The 18,787-nt window shown below is 33.7% G+C and carries 14 protein-coding genes; 8 read left to right on the forward strand and 6 right to left on the reverse strand.

Features of this window, described 5'->3' with window-relative positions:
• Nucleotides 1–272 precede the first annotated feature (272 nt).
• On the reverse strand, nt 273–3,644 hold the full coding sequence (locus NEF87_RS19525; protein WP_457917151.1) for a 6-bladed beta-propeller: 3,372 nt from the start codon (nt 3,642–3,644) through the stop codon (nt 273–275).
• Between the two features lie 559 nt (nt 3,645–4,203).
• On the opposite strand from NEF87_RS19525, the gene NEF87_RS19530 reads away from it, so the two are divergent.
• On the forward strand, nt 4,204–6,066 hold the full coding sequence (locus NEF87_RS19530; RefSeq protein ID WP_457917152.1) for a PAS domain-containing hybrid sensor histidine kinase/response regulator: 1,863 nt from the start codon (nt 4,204–4,206) through the stop codon (nt 6,064–6,066).
• Here NEF87_RS19530 and NEF87_RS19535 read toward each other — a convergent pair.
• Complete coding sequence (locus tag NEF87_RS19535; RefSeq protein ID WP_457917153.1) at nt 6,063–6,638, reverse strand: hypothetical protein; 576 nt, start codon at nt 6,636–6,638, stop codon at nt 6,063–6,065. The genes NEF87_RS19530 and NEF87_RS19535 overlap by 4 nt on opposite strands.
• A gap of 102 nt (nt 6,639–6,740) precedes the next feature.
• On the opposite strand from NEF87_RS19535, the gene NEF87_RS19540 reads away from it, so the two are divergent.
• Together NEF87_RS19540 and NEF87_RS19545 are read left to right on the forward strand one after the other, a co-directional pair.
• Nucleotides 6,741–7,970, forward strand: a complete 1,230-nt coding sequence (locus tag NEF87_RS19540; protein ID WP_457917154.1) for a hypothetical protein — start codon at nt 6,741–6,743, stop codon at nt 7,968–7,970.
• Nucleotides 7,971–8,064: 94 nt separating this feature from the next.
• Nucleotides 8,065–9,165 carry an alpha/beta hydrolase gene (locus NEF87_RS19545; RefSeq protein WP_371803159.1) on the forward strand — a complete coding sequence of 367 codons (1,101 nt, stop codon included), beginning with the start codon at nt 8,065–8,067 and terminating at the stop codon, nt 9,163–9,165.
• A gap of 34 nt (nt 9,166–9,199) precedes the next feature.
• On the opposite strand, the gene NEF87_RS19550 is transcribed toward NEF87_RS19545, so the two are convergent.
• The 3 genes from NEF87_RS19550 to NEF87_RS19560 form a co-directional block, all read right to left on the reverse strand.
• A complete protein-coding gene (locus NEF87_RS19550) occupies nt 9,200–9,445 on the reverse strand; it encodes a Smr/MutS family protein (RefSeq protein WP_371803160.1) in 246 nt (81 codons plus the stop codon).
• 39 nt (nt 9,446–9,484) lie between these two features.
• Nucleotides 9,485–10,741 (reverse strand): response regulator, encoded by a 1,257-nt coding sequence (locus NEF87_RS19555; protein WP_457917155.1) that lies wholly within the window; start codon nt 10,739–10,741, stop codon nt 9,485–9,487.
• Nucleotides 10,742–10,929: 188 nt separating this feature from the next.
• A complete protein-coding gene (locus NEF87_RS19560; protein ID WP_371803162.1) occupies nt 10,930–11,985 on the reverse strand; it encodes a hypothetical protein in 1,056 nt (351 codons plus the stop codon).
• Nucleotides 11,986–12,333: 348 nt separating this feature from the next.
• Between NEF87_RS19560 and NEF87_RS19565 the strand changes: the two genes are divergently transcribed.
• Both NEF87_RS19565 and NEF87_RS19570 read left to right on the forward strand, forming a co-directional pair.
• Nucleotides 12,334–13,758: a hypothetical protein gene (locus NEF87_RS19565; protein ID WP_457917156.1), complete on the forward strand. Its 1,425-nt coding sequence runs from the start codon at nt 12,334–12,336 to the stop codon at nt 13,756–13,758.
• Nucleotides 13,755–15,173, forward strand: coding sequence for a hypothetical protein (locus NEF87_RS19570; RefSeq protein WP_457917157.1), 1,419 nt, complete (start codon nt 13,755–13,757; stop codon nt 15,171–15,173). The genes NEF87_RS19565 and NEF87_RS19570 overlap by 4 nt, the downstream gene beginning before the upstream one ends.
• Before the next feature lie 94 nt (nt 15,174–15,267).
• Here NEF87_RS19570 and NEF87_RS19575 read toward each other — a convergent pair whose 3' ends face one another.
• On the reverse strand, nt 15,268–16,293 hold the full coding sequence (locus NEF87_RS19575) for an ABC transporter substrate-binding protein (protein ID WP_457917158.1): 1,026 nt from the start codon (nt 16,291–16,293) through the stop codon (nt 15,268–15,270).
• 125 nt (nt 16,294–16,418) lie between these two features.
• On the opposite strand from NEF87_RS19575, the gene NEF87_RS19580 reads away from it, so the two are divergent.
• From NEF87_RS19580 to NEF87_RS19590, 3 genes are read left to right on the forward strand one after another with little or no spacing between them, the layout of a single operon-like run.
• A complete protein-coding gene (locus NEF87_RS19580; RefSeq protein WP_457917159.1) occupies nt 16,419–17,087 on the forward strand; it encodes a hypothetical protein in 669 nt (222 codons plus the stop codon).
• Between the two features lie 4 nt (nt 17,088–17,091).
• Nucleotides 17,092–17,931 carry an ABC transporter permease gene (locus NEF87_RS19585; RefSeq protein ID WP_457917160.1) on the forward strand — a complete coding sequence of 280 codons (840 nt, stop codon included), beginning with the start codon at nt 17,092–17,094 and terminating at the stop codon, nt 17,929–17,931.
• Nucleotides 17,931–18,683 carry an ABC transporter ATP-binding protein gene (locus tag NEF87_RS19590; RefSeq protein ID WP_457917161.1) on the forward strand — a complete coding sequence of 251 codons (753 nt, stop codon included), beginning with the start codon at nt 17,931–17,933 and terminating at the stop codon, nt 18,681–18,683. The genes NEF87_RS19585 and NEF87_RS19590 overlap by 1 nt, the downstream gene beginning before the upstream one ends.
• Nucleotides 18,684–18,787: the final 104 nt, after the last annotated feature.

The raw sequence follows: 18,787 nt of genomic DNA on the forward strand, positions 1-18,787 counted from the left end.
ATCATTTCTTCTCAATCAAAGTTATTAGAATCAAAACTAATGTTTTGAGTTTTATTGATTTCTCATGCCAAATGCTAATGCAATTTCGTTGGTCATTTAGGCTTTATAGACTGTAAAAAAAAATATTGAAAATATATGAAAAAGAACGATAGTATAGAGGTATTATTCCATGATTCCTAATCTTCTCCGTTTAAAAAAAGAAAATGTAATCAAAAGTGAGAAAAAAGGAACACCTTTTTTAGATTGTGGTAAAAAGGATCATCACCTAAGGGTCATTTACCCAAAAAATTCATTTTTCGTCTTTTGCTTAGAACAATAATTCCTAATGTTATCGTTGATAAAAGAACCTCATCAATGAACGAGTATCCTGGTATCTTAGATGGTACTGGTACAGTAGGTGTTTCTGAAATTGTTGAATTTTCAGAATATTCGACCATTATTACATTTGATTCGAGAGATTCACCATTTGAATTAATGGCTGTAATTACATAATAGTATTTACCATATGAGTCAAGGGTATCTGTAAAATTTATATTTTCTGTCTTCTGGAGAAAAATTGAACTGTTTATTGAAGAAATATATGAATTATGGCGATAAATGTTATAAAAATCTGCACCTTCAACAGTTGACCACTCTAAATAGACGACTCCACGAATATTGTTGAAATCCAATGTTGGTTCTGAAATAACGGGAGGAATGAGTGGGGTAAAATTAATATAGATCATGTTTGAAGGGGTAGATTCACCAAGACTGTTGACTGTGGTGATCACATAATAATACTGTCCAAATTCTTTAAGAGAGTCTGTGTATGCAGAAATTACTGATGTTGATAGGAAAATTGAACTATTTAAAGTAGTGATCGGAAATATATGGCGATATACGTTATAATAATCAACACCCTCTATATCTGTCCAATTCAAGATAATTTCATTATTATAGTTCAATGGATCCAAATTGGATAATACTGGAGGATCTAGTGTGAAATATTGTATTGAGACATTTTTTGACACAGGCGATTCTCCTGCAGAATTGTGTGCAGTAACTGCATAAAAATATTCACCGTTCGATGGAAGTTGATCTTCAGTCATATTAGTCAAGACAGTTTTTAGAAAAATAGAGCTATTTATGGAAGTAATCGGACCGGTATGACGATAAAGATTATAAGATTCTGCTCCATTTACTTGAGTCCAATTTAATAAAATAACTGAACTTGTTGATGGGTTAGGAAATATTTTTGACAAAATCGGTGCATTTGGAGAAAGGAAAGTGACTATTTTCGATTCAGATAAAATTGATTCACCTGCGCCATTAACGGCAGTCACGGCATAGTAAAACGTTCCACCAGATGGAAGAATATCTGTGGTTTCATTCGTATACATATTTTTGATGAAAATTGAACTATTTATGGAAATAATCGGGCCAATATGGCGATAGAGATTATAAGATTCTACACCATCTACTTGAGTCCAATTCAAAATAATTTCATGGCAAGTTGTTTGATCGGGGATAATATTTGATAATATAGGTGCATCGGGTACAACATATTCAATGCTAACTGGATTTGATGGATTTGATTCACCCGATCCATTAATGGTAGTGCATACATAGTAATAAATTCCCCCTCCATCGTTTAAAGTATCTGAAGTATAATTCGAGACAACATTTTTCAGAAGGATTGAACTATTAATTTCTGTTATAGGAGATCTATGGCGGTAGAGATTATATGACTGAGCATCATCAACATCAGTCCAATTTAGAATAATAGAATTAAATTTTGTTGAAGGAAACCCAAAGTTTGATAAAAAAGGAGCATTTGGTTTGTAATATATACCTTCTCCAAATTTCTGTATTCGATGATTATTTGAATCCACCACAAAGGTTTGATTGAGAGAATTAAATGCAATACCGAGAGGTTTACTTAATTGTCCATCATTATAACCAGAAGTCCCAAATTGATCGATATAATTACCTTGAGGGTCAAAAATTTGGATCCGATCATTCTCGGTGTCAGATACATATACATAATTCGTTTGATTTATTGCAATTCCCTGAGGAGAAGAAAATTGACCATCATCTGATCCATAAGATCCAAATTGGTTAACCTGAGATCCCAAAGGATTAAAAACTCTTATAACATGATTTCCACCATCTAATTGATCGGTAATATAAGTAAATCCACTACTGTTGATAGCAATTGCACTAGCATAATCAAAAGTTCCAAATGAACGATGGAAATTTCCTGATGGATCATACACTTGAATTTTTTGACGGTTCTGATCAACAACATAAATATAGTTTGATGAATTTATTGCTATTCCTCTAGGAAAAAGGAGTTCCTCACTTCCTGTATCCTCTTCTCCTATCATGTATTGATAATTGCCTTCTGGATCATACACCTTTATATCAGAATCATCTAAAACAAAAACCCAATTGGTTTCGTTTATAACCACACCCCAAGGTTTGTATAAATTATAGGAATCCACTCCTGGAGAGCCAATTGATCGAACATATTCCCCAGAAGGATTAAATACTTGGACCCTCCCATTTTCTGAATCTGATACGTATGCATAGCCTGATCCATTAATAGCTATTCCTGAAGGAATATTTAATTGCCCGATTTCAGAGAATGCTGTTATACCAAATGAAGAAAAATATTCACCCGTTTGGGAATAATTCAGAATCCGATCTCTGTCTAATTCTGCAATTAATAAATTTCCGGAAAGATCAATGGTTATCCCTTTTGGATTAAAAATTAGCCCATCATACCCAGATTGCCCTATTAGTCTGATAAAATTTCCGTCTTGATCAAAAACTTTAACATGATTATTGCCAGAATCGGTGATAAATAAATACCCGGTGCTATTAATTACAATATTTTCTGGATAATCAAAATCTGGATCATCCATTCCTGATGTACCAAAGGAATTTATAAACAGACCATTAGGATCGAACACTTGGATCCGATAGTTATATTTATCTGCTACATATAAATAGCCAGAACTATTAATCGCAAGACCAGCTGGGGAATAAAATTGGCCATCACCAGATCCATATGAACCAATAGTTTTAATGATTTCACCACTAGGTGAACAAATAAATATCTGATTCTGCTGAGTATCTGCAACATATAAATGTTCTGAACTATTTAATGCAATCCCTCGGGGTTTTTGGAAGATATATTCTCCGATAATCTTAATGAAGTTCCCAAATTGGTCAAAAACTTGAACTCTGCCATTTTGTCTGTCTGAAACAAATATATTCCCGGTACTATTGATTAAAATATCATAAGGAAGGTTAAATTCCCCATCTCCAAACCCAGAACTTCCAAAGGATCTAACAAAATTAAATTCTGGATCAAATATTTGTACTCTGCCGCCCCAATCAACAATATGGATAAATCCTGAACTGTTTATTGCAACTCCACAAGGTTGGTTAAAGGTTCCTGGATTTAACACATGAGTTCCAAATTGATCCAAATATTCTTCATTAAATGCTTTTTGAGGTACATCCATTCTTCTTTCTACTTCATTCGTTTCAGTAATAACTTTTGATTCTGGGCTAAAATTAGAATTTCCAATATTAAAACTTACCAAAAATATTAAAACTAGCATGGATAAGCGATATTCTTCTTTTTTTTTTCTCATTTTCATCCTTTTTTTAAGAAATTTATCTGAATTATTCTTCGTGAAAATCATATATAAATTATACAATATTGGCTAAGATCGGATAGTAGTGAAAAATAAACCCTAAAAAAAAGATAATTCCTTCTTCTAATTGTGATTTAAATGAATAAAATAATTACCTGCATTGGAATCCCAAGCTGAATATTTTGGCCAAAGTCTTGAAATATGGGTGATTTTCAAAGGAGTTTTTAAAAATATCGATAATCCTCAAGAAAATAACATCCAAAATATAATTGATACACGCCTGTCCCCCAAAAAAAAACACCGACTTCCTTTCAAAATAACCTTACTCGGGATTTTCACAATTATCAGATTTGCTGCATGAGGGAGTTAAAAAGAAGCAAAATGTTTCAAATCTAACAAACCTAAGTCAAAATTTTGGGTACACATTTTTGAGGGGGGACTTTGGGAAAAAACTCGAATTCTTCTCATAAAATTTGCAATACAAGAATATAATATAGGGTCACAAACTTAGGAACATACTATAGCGCATCTATTTTAGTTTTTGGATCGGGCTCGCATGCTTAAAAACAACATGGTTATTCAGCTTTTGGAAGAGAATGGCTTTTTTCTGTGGGAAACAGATTACAAATATATTTTGAAGTATTTGAGTCCACTTGCGGCCACAATTTCTGGTATCCCAATGGAAAAGATGCTGGGTATGTCAATCTTTGACTTCCTTCCTGATGTCGATTCACCAGAAGTGTTGTGGTCCAGGAACCTAACTCACAATCCATCAACAATTCATGTGCAATGTGAATTTATTCAAAAGGATGGGCAAATAAATTCCTTAGAAATAATGGGACATCGCCAACAAAAAAACGATGGAGATTACTTTGTTGGAACAGGGAAGCTTTTGGATACATCTGATGAAAAGAATCGATTGTTTGTTCAGCGGGAACAACGATTGCGGATGCTTTTTGAGACTGCCAACGATCTAATTATGGATTTAGACAAGCAGGAAAATATTTTATCTATAAATCCTGCAGGATGTGCCCTTTTAGGGTACAAACCTCAAGAATTATCTGGTAATAGCATTAAGATGGTGATTGACCCCCAATTTCATAATATTTCCGACGAGTATTCCTTGAAGAAATTAAAACATGAAACGGACGTCACCACGTATGAGATCAACTTCATTTCAAAAAGTGGAGAAAAAATTCCACTCGAATTAAGTACTCGATTATTATATTCTGGAGAAGAGATTATTGGGTATCAAGGGATTGGAAGGGATATTAGAGAGCGTCGCAGGTTTGAAGAAGAACGGATTAAAACTCAAAAATTAGAATCCATCGGGTTATTGGCAGGAGGAATTGCCCATGATTTTAATAATATCTTGGTATCTATTATTGGAAATATTAATTTATTACAGTTTCAAGAAGATGCAAATAAGGAAACAAAAGAAATTCTTCACGATCTTGAAACAGGTGCGTTTAGAGCACGAGATTTGACAAAGCAATTACTAACATTTTCAAAAGGGGGTTCACCCGTAAAAAAAATTATGGATATTAAAACAATTTTGAAAGAATCTGCTTCATTCATTCTTCGTGGGTCAAAATCGACTTGCAAATATATTTTTGAAGAAAATATCCCTCCGGTAGACGTTGATCCCGGGCAAATCAGTCAAGTTATGCATAATTTACTGATGAATGCAATTCAAGCGATGTCTCGGGGCGGAACCATCAAAATTTACTTATCTAATGTTGCATCAAACACCCTTCCGAGTTCTCTTAATCCCGATCTAAAGTATATTCGAATCGCAGTTCGGGACACGGGCCACGGAATTCCTAAACATTTGCAGGAAAAAATATTTGATCCTTATTTTACTACAAAAAAAACTGGTACGGGGCTAGGTTTGGCAACAAGTTATTCTATAATTAAAAATCATAATGGACTCCTGAGTTTTACTTCTGAATCTGGTATTGGTTCGACTTTTTCTTTCTATTTACCGACAATTGATGCAGAAGTCAAACCTCTCGAATCAGATCTCCCCATCGCAATCCGACAAATGAATCGGATTTTGGTAATGGATGATGATAAAAACATTCATCTCCTCCTAAGCCGAATCCTAAAAAAACTAGGATTTCGGAGTACGTTTACTTTTGAAGGTGGGGAAACCATCCAATCCTTTCTTAATGCCAAGAAACAAAAGGATCCCTATAAAATGATAATTATGGACTTGACGATTCCTGGTGGCATGGGGGGGAAAGAAACGGTCAAGCGAATCCGCGATCTGGATTCGGAAGTTTCGATAATAGTATCTTCGGGTTATTCTAACGATCCAATTATGGCTCATCATAGTGAATATGGGTTCGATGGTGTTTTGATAAAACCTTATACATTACGACAGCTTAAGCAAGTGCTCGCTGAATATTCAAATTAAGATTTTGATCGAAGCAGATGATGAATTTCTGCCTTAAGGGTATCAATTTTCTTCACTAACTTATCTTCTTGCGATTGATCAATACATGGATCATCTAATTGTTTAAGAAGTTGGTCGATTTCTTGACGTTTGGATAAAATTTCTGCGGGTAATCCCTCAATATTCTTTTCTTTTTTGGCTTTTTGAGGAAATTTGGCGTGCTCCCTCGATTTTTGAAATAAACTATCACCAATGTGACGAATAAGTTCTTCAGGGGATGAATTTTCAAGATTTAGGGAGGGTTTTTTTATAACTTCACAATTTTTTTGCTGCTGCTCCAGAAAATCTTGATATTCTTCTGCTCCAAGTGCATTTGTGATGAAGAATGTCCCTTCATGGATTGTGAAAAAGATATCTTGGAAATTTTGGAGGTCCGAATCTTTGTTATTTTGTTGGGATGTTGAAAGATCTTTGTAATAAAACACACAATGGGGGGTAGTTAAAATGATGAAGGCTTGAAAAGCTTTTTGCTTCAAATGGACCATATTTTGCGCAGAAAAGAACTCCGTTTTCAATGTGGGTATCTGTGTCATCGGAAGTAGCTCGGTACCTTACTAAAAGTGGAGGTGTCTTAAAGGCGTTGGGATCGGGCTTCCATTGATTTTTAAGGGATAAATTGCATTACACCTTTAGATATGAAGATCCCTTCCAGAATTATGCAACTTATCCATAGGCGTATTTTCTTGTGTGTACTGGTAATATTGAGTTTTATGCTTATTCCTTTAAATAGGGCAGGATCTCCAATTGTTTCAGAAAATTTTCAGCCTTCTGGACAAGCACTAACGAAAACTTTATCGGGGTATAGTTATTTTCATGATAATGATGGTTATACTGGGTTTTATGGTGAATCGATCCAAATTGGGCATGAATTTGATTTTTATAATGAAGAATGGCGTGGATGGGCCGAGTGGGACATTTCGGACATTCCTGAATCTGCAAATATAACTGCTGCGGGGCTTCGAATTGATGTGACTGGAATTCCAGTATCATGTGACTATCAGCGGGCTCAATTAGATGTGTATCAGATGACAAATCAGCCTTCGCTCTCTATTAATGATCCTGAATTATTATTTCTGGATGCGGGATCAGGCCTTCATCTCCGCGAGAATGTTTCCTATCCTTTAAGTGATAATGGAGTATATCCAACATCCACTTCCTTTATTACTTTGGATCATGTTGCAATTCAAATTTTGAATGAATCGACTGCATCCGGTTGGTTTGCTGTGGGTTTTTCTGATTATTATCATTCTGATTTGGGGCATGATAGTGATCAAGATGAAGGGGTCATTTTCGAAATTCTTGCATTTGAAATAAATTATACAGAGGGAGGTCAAGCCTATTCTCAAAATTTTTCCCAAGATGATCCCTCCGGATCAGGTTCAACCACCACGGAGACTTCAACTGGAGATGGTGGTGCGATTGATCCAGCCTCCATCATTATTATAGTTGTCACTATTGTTGTGATTCTTATTGCAGTAGGTATTACTCAAAAACGAAATCAAAATCGATCAAAGAGTTCTGAATATTCCTTGTTGAATTCTTCGGGTTCACAAGCTGTTGGTCAAAAACGATTCAAGTCAAAAAAAAAAGAATCGAAAAACCGAGTTAATGAAAAGAAATTATTAAAGAAATTTAAAAGTATCATGGAGATTTCCCAAAGAATTTCCATTGAATCGGTTGCTACCAGCTTAGAAGTCACAGAAAAACAATTATTCGAATTGCTTTTGAAATGGAAAAGATCTTTGCCTGTGATCATAGATGGGGATTTTATTCTCATTAATGATATTACCGAATTTGTGGGAGCATTGGATCAAGAATTTTCTGATTGGGATTCCCATCAAAAGACGAAAGATGGGAAAGTGTGAACACTTTGCGATGTCAATTCAGGAAAATGAATTTTTTTTTTTAAACTCGTTTTGTCGGAGTAAATTTTAATAGCTTTTACAGCAACATTGATCCATGCGAGAAGATCTCCGAAATCAACGTTACAAAGTTGATAAAGTTGAATCTAAAGCCTTGGAAGGAAACCCTCTAAAGGTAACGAATGTAAGGGATGTTTCTATCTATCTCCCTCCTTCCTATTTTGAGGATGAAACAACGAAATTTCCTGTGATTTATTTGCTCCATGGGTATGGAGGGTCGATAACTGATTTAATTGTGGGGACTCAAGCAGATTTCAAACGGAATTATCCATTAATTTTGCGAATTTTGTTAAAAAAAGTTTTTAGTAATCTTACAACTTTTGAAAAGCTGGATCAGCTAATTATGAGTAAGGAAATTCCTCCTTTCATCTTAGTTCAGCCAGACGGATCCTTGAGGATCCACGATATGTTTGAAACAAAAAATCCTGATGGATCTTACAAGATGAAAGGAAGTTTCTATGTAAATTCTCCCTTCACGGGAAACTATAATGACTTTATTTTTGAAGAAGTTCCTTCTTATATAGAACAAAAATATCGCGTTAAACCTCAAAAAGAATCTCGTGCATTAATTGGAGGTTCGATGGGAGGATACGGTGCTCTTTTAGGTGGGATGAAATATCCTGACCAATATAACATTGTCGTTGCCTTGAGTCCCTTGATTATTCCTCTCAATCTCTTCAACGTGGAAATGATGATGCCCATTTATCGCAAAATTTATGGAAAAAAGAAAGCTAAAGCAATAGGCCAAAAAGACATCGATGATATTCGTGATTCTTCGGATTTAATCTTCTCTCACAATGCACCCGTTATCCCCACAATGCAGAAAAATGATGGGAAAATTATTTTAACAAATCAAGAAGGTATTGCAAATTGGCAAACCGCGGATTTAACTAATGTAATTTTGCAATATCCCTCTGCATTCAAAGATCTTACCTTGATCCTTAGTTGTGATATTTTAGATGAGTATCATTTTGCGCCTGAAATTAGAGAATTTCATCAAGTGCTCTTGAATCATAATATTCCGCATGAGATCGATATATATGAGGATAGTCAAGCAGAAAAAATATCTCCTCATACTCTTGGAATCGGAAATCAAATTCTCCCTTCTATAAAGAGATGTCTGAATGAGATTAAATAAGGGATTGAGTGAATGTGATTGAAAAACCAATATATTAGGGCTCAATTTTGAAGCAAGATGTTCCTGGATTCGGTGATTTTTTTCGAGATAACCGAAATCCTTCCTTTTTCATTTGTGCGATAAATTTTTGGGATTGTACGTAGGATTTGAGAATTGTTCCTTTATTGAAACCATGGATTATTTGAAGAATTTGATCATTTTTAGCCTTACACTCTTTCAAGGTGTGCAAAATTTCGATATACGCTTCTGCTTGTTCATATCCATGCAAATCACATTCCATTAAAGATCAAAAGAAGTTAACATTATTTCCTTGAAAAATTTATGGTAAAGGATTAGTTGTATGATGTTGAGTAATGACATTATTAAGAACCTGACTCAATTGCGCAATATCATAGGGTTTTTTTAATACACCACGAAAACCATGGTGCGTGTAATCCTTAAAAATGGGGTCTTTAGCATATCCACTGGAAACAATTGCATTGATATTCGGATCAATTTTTAGCCAAATAAGAGCTCCAAATCCTCCCAATCCTCCGAGTTCGGATAGATCAAGGATAACAGCATCGTATTTCTTCCTTTCTTTCATGCTTTTTTGATATAATTTGAGTGCTTCTTCAATTCGGGCTGCAGTATCAACTTTGTAACCCAAACGGGAAATCATTTTTTGGGTTGTATGGCGGAGACTCGCTTCATCATCCAACAGTAATATTCTTCCCTTTCCCAAAACCATTTTTTCTTTAGTTAACGTGCGTAACATATTTCGATCAGGTATATTTGTGTGCTTTTGATAGATTTCGGTATTTTTACTCAAATTTTTGGAAATAGTTAACAAGCGTGATGTCAAGTCTCTTGCTCTATCACAAGATTTTTCTGCATCGGTCAAACTTTCATATTGTTCGTCTTCTTTTTGAGCGTCGAGTTTAGCTAAAGCCACATTTCCCAAGATTGATGACAGAACATTGTTTAAAGTGTGTCCAATGGTTCTTCCCATCATACTAATGGATCCTAACTTCAATTCTAGTTCAGTTATTTTCCGTTTAAGTATCAAATTTTCTTCAAATGTTTTGTTGGATTCTTTTTTGATATTTTTTTTTTTTTTTAATTTAGGGATTGATTTTCGGATAATATCATGATTGTTGCTAAGGTGTTCTTTTTGCTTAAGTATATCTTCAAAAAGGCTTAAAAATTTAATTTCCACCTCTCCAGAATCATTTTCGATAGGATTGAGGGTTGAAATGTCAGAATTAAAATAAAATTCAGTTAAATTGTGTAAGAGAGTATTGGCGAGATTGTCGGAACAATCCTTAGTTGTGATTAAGACAAAGATATCATTGCATTGAATTTTACTACTATAAATTTTAAATTCCTCAAATTCTACATACCGAAGTATATCACCATCGAAAAATACTTCACCAGACGAATTCAAAGCTGAAAAAAATCCAGCAAAAAATAAATCTTCCTGATTCCATTTCATTTCAAAATATGGTGTTGCAAACCACTTGAAGAAGGGGACTCCGGATGAACGAATCCAATAAAAACCGCAAAAAGAATGATTTGAATTCAATATATCTTCCACAACGATATCCTCCTTATAGGTTGACTTTCTTTTTAATCAAGAAATCTGAAAGCTCTATCTAATTTGTAGTGTTGGGACTTATTAATATATGATTTTTCTGGAATTTCTTGGAAAAATTCTGATAAGATTTGATAAATTGCTCTAATGATTTAGAAAAACAAAATTTATGATGAAAAGTATATTTTTGATTAAATATCAGGTTTTAGTGAATTTAGTTCTTGGATTTTTTTTCTTCGTTCTGCTACTTCATTGAACCATGTTTTTAATCCCTTTAAATCAAATAGAATACGATCAATCAAAGTATACATTTCTGGATATCCTTTAAGGAATACTAATTTCTGTTTCGGGTCTCGCAATTGATCTTGAACTGCTTGGAGGCGTGGAATCCAGCCCATCAGTTGTTCGTGATAATAATGTCGAAACAGTCGGAAAGAAATCGCGATGTTTTTTAAAACATAACCATCTTTGGTTAGATTTGGTTGAATAAATCTTTCGATAGCTAATTCCCGAAGTTTTTTATTTACGGTAGGCAGTGAAATTCCTGTTAATTCACACAATTTGGTGGATGAGAGGTGGCAACGAGTCATTAAATAAGAAAAAATTGAAGCCTTTTTTTTATCTGAATCTTCGAAAAAGTCTGAATCTGTAAAATATTTGCAAATTTTTTTTTCAATTTCTTCTATTTCAGGATCAAAATGTGGATTTAAGGGAGGAATTGGGTTATCCAACCGTGCTAGATCCAATTCAAATCTCTTTCCCAACTTAGCGGCTTGACGGAACTCGGTAAAATATACTAAGTCTTCTAATCGGTGAATAAGTAATAAACCTCCATCAAGAAGCTGTTTTTGTTGTAATAATAGAATATTTTTTTTAGTAAATGATTGAGCTTCATTTATATTGTCTAAATTCTCTTCAAAGGTGATATAATCTAATTTAGGATAATACATAAGACTCGAATATTCTTGCAAATGAGTACCAGGGATAGTCTCTTTTGCAATAACATTTCCATCATGAAGATAGTTTAAAACATTTGAAATGGTTCCTTTTGAATAATTGGTTAGAGTTTGAACATTATCTTGGGTTAATCGTTTATAAAGTAAGAAATAAGCATAAATCACGGCAGTTTTCACTTTTCTTCCATTCAATTTGGCGATGTGAGAATAGAATTCTGTAAGTATTTCTTCAAAAGATTTAATTTTACCCTCAAATCGAAAATCGTGATTATACATATTTTTCATGTTCATTAAGTCCAAAATCGTTAAAATGCTTTTTTTCTAAATACAATAATGGGTGCAACACCTAAAAATATATTGAATTTTGATATTATATGCAACACGGCTGAAAATACTGAATAAACCCTATTAAATTATTTTAAATTATAATATCTGTAATAATATTTGTTATATCAAAGAAAAATGGAATAATAAAACTATATTGTGGATTATCGTAATTTTGTGTAATACAATTTTTCTATTATTTTAAAATTCATTTTCAGTAAAATTTATATTGTCGAAGTTATTCAATTTATTTGACCTGACTCGTGTCAAAAAAAGAAAGTAATTACATATTTCATAAAATTTAGGTGTTTAAAGATGAAAAAAAAAACTGGAATTGCATTTAGTGCTGTTGTTATTCTTTTGGCCCTTTTTATTTCTTCGTTTATTGGAATTGTTGTTGCAGATAGACAAAGAACTTATCATGAAGAATTTAGCATTAGCAAGGAACAGTATGATGTTTCTACCATAGAAATTTATAATAGAGCAAATAATATTGATATAGATTTCATCTTTTTACCACAAAATTCTACTAATATATTAGATGCATTTATGAACTGTTCTGTTATCGAATCATATCTGCATATTCCGCTTGAAATATCCATTTCCCATCGTAAGAGTGGAGAAGCTTTAAAAATTTTCATTCGGGGATCCTATCATGAAGATGATTATTTCTCTAAAACGCTTTCCTGGAATTATACTATCAAAATTAGCTCAGATTATGAAAGTTATATTTTTGACAGTGATACTCGGGATGCTAATATTTATTTGAGCGCAAAAGGCGATTTTGCTTTTGAAGAGTTCAAAGTATCTACTCGAACAGGGAGTTTCGCAGGATATCTTAATCACACTTCCATAAAATCCGATATATCTTTGAATTCTAAATCTGGTGATTTACTTCTAGTTGCAGATCAATTGGAAATAGAAGGTAATTTATATGCGGAATCTGAAAGTGCTACAATTACATTAAATTTTTGGGATGTTATCTTCTCTAAACCATCTAAGTTAAACATGACAAGTGATACAGGCTCTGTGATATTATTTTGGGCTCAACATGCTAAGTACAATAACTGTGTGGATGTTTGTTTGAATTCAAATTTCCTGTCAAAGGTAAAATTTTGGTGTCGTAATGAGTTTATGAGAATGGATCTAAAAATGATTACTGAGGGAACACTTGATTTTGGATCAAAATATTCTGGTATTTTCAATAAAATTAGTGAAAACCATTATCAAAATACAAATTATGCGGATCAAACATTAGATTTTTTCAAGCTCCTAGTTTCAGGAAAATTTGAATCCGATGTTTATATCGTGAATTGTTTTAAACCTGTTCGATATCATATGGTTGGCGAATTACTACCGGATGGATGGTCAAAGAGTATGAGTTCTTTTAGATCTATAGCTGGGAACTACACGCTTATGAATTCTGATTTTGAAATCACTGAAATCCAATTTACCAATAAGGCTGTTGAAAATTTTGATATTCCTTCAAATCTTAATGTAACGATTGGATCTTTAAATACTACATCTGACAGCATTCTTGAAGCTTCATGGAAATTAAGTTATAAAATTGGAAGTAATTCTGGATTTGGCTCTCTACTTCCAGCATTTAACTATACTGTTGAAAAATCGATTCTATATCTTGATTTATTTTTGAATTTCGATATTACTCGAATTTATCCTCAATTTACAGATGGAAATCTAATAATAAACATTCATCCAGCACTGGGTGTTCAATCATGAAAAAAAAAACTGGAATAATAATTGCTGTAGTTGTGCTTTCTTTAGCACTTGTAGGATCTTCCCTCTATGGTATTTTTGAAATGGAAAAGAGGCGAACATATGTTGATGAATACAGTATCTCAAAGGAACGCTATGATATTTCCAAAATTGAGATCTATAACCGCGCAGATAATATCGACATGAACATTGTATTCCTTCCCCCAAATTCAACCAATATTTTAGATGCCTATTTAAACTGCACAGTGGTTGAATCATTTCTCCATGTTCCATTAAGTATTTCCATTTCTCAAAGAAAAAGTGGTGACACCCTGAAGATATTTATAAGAGGTATATACCATGAAGATGATTATTTTTCTCGTACGATTGACTGGACATACAACATTTGGATAAGTTCTGATTATGAAAGCTATATCTTCGATAGCGATACTAAAGACGGTGATGTTTATTTAGATGCTAAAGGTGATTTTGAATTTGATGAATTTAAAGTTTCAATAACAACAGGCAGTTTCATTGGATATCTTAATAAAACATCGATAAATTCTGATGTTATTCTGAATTCTGACTCTGGTGATATGAATATTTATATGGATCGTCTGAACATTCGCGGAAATATTTTCTTTGAGTCAGAAAGTGGAAATGTACAACTTGATTTATGGGAAGTCATTTTTCCACAACCTGCTTTTGTCAACTTAACGAGTGATGGGGGATATTTAGTTTTGTTATGGGCTCAACATGTGAAACGTAACAATTCCGTGCAAGTTTTTGTTGATACAAACTATTCAGCCAAGGTAAAATGTTGGATCCGAAATGAATTTGTAAGGCAAGATTTAAAATTAAAAACGGAAGGAGTTCTTGAATTTGATTCTAGAACTTCAGGTTTTTATACTGAAGTGGGTGAGAATCAATATCGAAATACAAATTATGAAGACCAAACAGCCGATTATTTTAGTTATGTTTGTTCTGCAAAAGAGAAACTGGAAGTTTATCTTGTTAATTGCTTTAAGCCAGCTCGTTTCCATGATCGTGCAGGTGGTTTTTGGAGCAGTTTACCACTAACTCGAACGATTTATGGTTCTTCCATGCTTAAAAAATCGGATTTTTCAATTGATTCAATTCAATTTAGTCATAAAGCGCAGAATCATTTTGATATACCTTCAAATTTAAATGTTACTTTCGGAAGTTTACCTTCATCTTCTGATAATATTTTCGAAGCCAGTTGGAATTTAACCCATGGTATATCTGGAAATCATGGTTATGGGGCTTTAACGCCTATTTTTAATTATACTGTTGAAGGATCAATATTATATCTTGATCTTTTATTGGATTTTGATGAAACTCTAATTTATCCTGTCTTTACAGATGGTTTTTTAACTCTAAACATCCATCCCGACATAAACTTGACTGAGTTGAAATAGAGTGTCCTTTTTTTTATTTTTATTTAACAAAAGTTACATTTTGTTGATTGATTTAAAATTTTAGAAGAAAAAGAATTGGAAAAACAAAAAAATTTTAGTCTAAAGCTGCCAGATAACTTCCATCAACAAAATAATCAATAAATTGAGTTGATGTTGTAATTTCAGATGGAATATATTCCGAATCCAAACTGACATCCGGATTTAATTCTACAAGTTTGTCCACAAATGCGGTCATTTGAGTTAGATCATTAGAATAGACATAACCAATGTTAGCCATGGCTTCGGTGGCTTGTTCTGCGGATAGATTCATTTTTTCCATTGCAATAGATTTAGCTTCTTCCCAATGATCTAAAATCCATTCTGTTGCGCGATAATGGACATTGATGACTTTTTGTACGGTTTCAGGATCTGCATCAATGAAATCTTCATGGGATGCAATTACACAACAAGGATGGTTGGACCAAACATCGCTGCTGGTATATAAATACTTCCCTCCTATTGTTACAGTGGTACCTTTGACATTATGAGGCTCCCAAGCAATATAGCCGTCTATATTCCCATTTTGAAGTGCAATTATCATATCGGATGGTCCCATGACAATAATTTCTCCTAAATCGTCATGAGTTAATCCTCCTTGGTCGAGAATCATTGCCAAAATAAAATCTTGCATATTATGTCGGGCTGGAACCGCAATTTTCAATCCTGCAAGATCAGCAGCGGTTTGAATTGAATCATCATCTCTGACAATTAGTGCAGATCCGTTTACATTTACGCTAGCTAACACCTTGATGTTAGCAGCAGGGTTATTAAATCGATGGTATAAGGCGGGGGCAAATCCTAAGTATGAAATGTCAATAGAACGTGTGGCCGGAGGGGTTTCAAAAGCTGCCATCACTGCTCCCCCATTTGAAAAGGGAACTGCAGTAACATTAAGTCCTTCGTCCGTATAAAATCCCTTTTCTTGAGCAATATAAAAAGCAAGTTGGTGTAAATCTCCTTCTAAATAACCAATTCGAACACTTTCGGGTCTAGATTTTTCATAGATTATAATTGCTGTTGTTAATCCCGCTAGTAGAATTATTCCTCCTATAAAAATTGTAATTGTACGTTTTCCTCTCATAGTAGTTCACTTTCCAAAAATCCAATTTCAGAATTTTTGATAACTAAACTTAAAAGATGATTGCTACTATATATACACATCGAAACATTTCTTCTCATAAAAAACATAAATGTGATTTATAACTTATGGTAAATCAAAAACAGGAACCAAGAGAAAAATCTTATAGTCTACATTCAAAAATTTCCGAAGATTATCGTTCAAAAATTAAAAAAATGGCCTTAAAATATGGATCAATACAAAAAGTAATCGAAGAAGCGCTTGATCTTCTCCAAGTGAAATGTGCTATGGAAGATAAATTTGAGAAAGAAAAAATTGAACGGAGTGCGATGGACGAATATCGATTATCCCACCTTATGTTAAATGACTTTAAAATGATGGCTGTTGGGCGCCGTACATTTTTAAGTTACATTGAATCCATTCCAGATGCGCCGATTCATGAGAATAATGCCATCGAATTAATCGAATGGTTCTATAATCACAAATATCATATAACTGCCTTATCTTTGTTCCAAATTCTCGATGCTATCAAAAAATTGTGGATCGCTGGGAATTATTTCACCGGGTGTCAAATTCAAGCCCTTGAAGGGAACCAAATTCAATCTTCTAAAAAATTTAAGGTCATATTTACCCATGATTTTAATGGGAAGAAATATGGTATGTACTGGAGTAAATATTTCACTTATGTCTTAAGCAGTCCTCCAAATGACTTCATTGTCAGCGATTTGGTTGTTAGAAATCAATCATTTTATTTTTTTGTTCAAGAAACACAAACACGTAAACCGGAGCATCAATGAAGTCATGGAAATAGAGTCTTTATCTAATCGTAAATCGACCCAATATCTAATTAAATTGGGTTATCTCCTATTGAGTTTTCTAGTGTTTATCGGAGTTTGGGCCCTTTTCGTTGTTATAATTAATGAGGGGATGAATAACGGCATACGTGTATTGCCTTCCCCTTTTGAAGTATTTCAAACTTTTTTTCATTTATTGGTTACTCGAATAGATGGTAATAATCTTCTAGATCATGTGGGAGCCAGTTTATTTCGCGTCCTGCTAGGTGTTCTTTATGCATTTTTTATTGGTGTCCCTTTAGGTGTGATTATTGGGTCGAGTCCTCTTTTTGATAGGATTCTAAGACCAATGCTTGAACTTCTTCGCCCTATTCCTCCCATTGCATGGATTCCAATGGCGATCATTACTTTTGGTCTGGGGATATTGTCAAGTTCCTTTGTAATTTTTGTAGGTGCATTTTTCCCCATTTTTCAAAATGCTTACGATGGAGTTCATCGCAGTAATCAAGTCTATGCGGATGTTGCACGTTCTCTTGGTGCAACTAAGGTCGATATTGCGTTGGAAATTACCTTACCTGCCATAATTCCAAATATTTTAACAGGATTAAAAGTTTCTTTTGGGGTGGGATGGATGTGTGTAATTGCTGCAGAAATGATGGGTATTGATGTTAATATTGGCGGTATCGGCTATTTTATTAATTATATGAAGGATGTTGGCAATTATGCAAATATGATGGCTGGAATGCTAATGATTGCAATTGTTGGTTTAGGTATCAATGGAATTTTTGAATTAATCGAACGTTATATCTTACGCTGGACACCAAAAAAACAAACGGAGGAAGTATAATGCTAGATATTAATATTGAATCAAAACAATTTCAAACCCCTCAAAAGACTACCAAGGAAGTTCTTTCGCAAATTCACTTTAAGTTGTCCGATCATGATTTTATTTCGATCATTGGTCCAAGCGGTTGTGGAAAGACTACCTTATTGCGAATTCTCGCTGGGTTTGATGATGATTTTGTTGGAGAAATTGAATCTTCTGATCATAACCGAGCAACTAGAAAATTCTCTCGACTAGGAAATATTGGATATGTACCCCAAGATTTTTCTCTTTTTCCGTGGTTAACTGTTGAAGATAACATTAAATTTGGATTACGGATTAAAAAATATTCTAAAGATGATCAAACAGATATTACAACTCGTTTACTTCGATTAGTGGAGATGGAAGAATTTCGCAAATATTACCCTAAAGATATTTCGGGAGGTATGAAGCAAAAAATTGCCATTTGCCGTGCTATTGCTAGCAATCCTGCTAGTAATCTTATTGTAATGGATGAACCCTTCAGTGCTTTAGATGCTCAGACCCGAAATTCGATTCAAAATGATTTATTGCACATTTGGCATGAGCAACATCTTACGATAGTCTTTGTAACTCATAATATCGACGAAGCGGTTTTTCTCAGTAATAAAGTGATTGTTCTAGGGAAGGATCCTGCGAATATTCAGAAGATTGAATCGATCAATCTTCCACATCCGCGAGATCGAACTAGTACGGAGTTTAACTCAATTCGAAAAGAATTATTAACTTTTTTGTAAATACATTATTGGTTGTTCTATAACATTATTTTTAGGAACAATTTTGTGGATATATCTCAAAAATTGAATCAATTATGTTCAAAATCGCCTTTTATCAACTATTT

Origin of the sequence: Candidatus Lokiarchaeum ossiferum (genome assembly GCA_025839675.1) — an archaeon.
GTDB classification, from domain to species: domain Archaea; phylum Asgardarchaeota; class Lokiarchaeia; order Sigyniarchaeales; family Promethearchaeaceae; genus Lokiarchaeum; species Lokiarchaeum ossiferum.

Excerpts from the sequence above, each read along its gene's own strand:
- NEF87_RS19575 (WP_457917158.1), bottom strand. The coding sequence starts at position 16,293 with ATGAGAGGAAAACGTACAATTACAATTTTTATAGGAGGAATAATTCTA.
- NEF87_RS19535 (WP_457917153.1), bottom strand. The coding sequence starts at position 6,638 with ATGACACAGATACCCACATTGAAAACGGAGTTCTTTTCTGCGCAAAAT.
- NEF87_RS19550 (WP_371803160.1), bottom strand. The coding sequence starts at position 9,445 with ATGGAATGTGATTTGCATGGATATGAACAAGCAGAAGCGTATATCGAA.
- NEF87_RS19570 (WP_457917157.1), top strand. The coding sequence starts at position 13,755 with ATGAAAAAAAAAACTGGAATAATAATTGCTGTAGTTGTGCTTTCTTTA.
- NEF87_RS19545 (WP_371803159.1), top strand. The coding sequence starts at position 8,065 with ATGCGAGAAGATCTCCGAAATCAACGTTACAAAGTTGATAAAGTTGAA.
- NEF87_RS19530 (WP_457917152.1), top strand. The coding sequence starts at position 4,204 with ATGCTTAAAAACAACATGGTTATTCAGCTTTTGGAAGAGAATGGCTTT.
- NEF87_RS19580 (WP_457917159.1), top strand. The coding sequence starts at position 16,419 with ATGGTAAATCAAAAACAGGAACCAAGAGAAAAATCTTATAGTCTACAT.
- NEF87_RS19525 (WP_457917151.1), bottom strand. The coding sequence starts at position 3,644 with ATGAGAAAAAAAAAAGAAGAATATCGCTTATCCATGCTAGTTTTAATA.
- NEF87_RS19540 (WP_457917154.1), top strand. The coding sequence starts at position 6,741 with ATGAAGATCCCTTCCAGAATTATGCAACTTATCCATAGGCGTATTTTC.
- NEF87_RS19585 (WP_457917160.1), top strand. The coding sequence starts at position 17,092 with ATGGAAATAGAGTCTTTATCTAATCGTAAATCGACCCAATATCTAATT.
- NEF87_RS19565 (WP_457917156.1), top strand. The coding sequence starts at position 12,334 with ATGAAAAAAAAAACTGGAATTGCATTTAGTGCTGTTGTTATTCTTTTG.
- NEF87_RS19590 (WP_457917161.1), top strand. The coding sequence starts at position 17,931 with ATGCTAGATATTAATATTGAATCAAAACAATTTCAAACCCCTCAAAAG.
- NEF87_RS19560 (WP_371803162.1), bottom strand. The coding sequence starts at position 11,985 with ATGAACATGAAAAATATGTATAATCACGATTTTCGATTTGAGGGTAAA.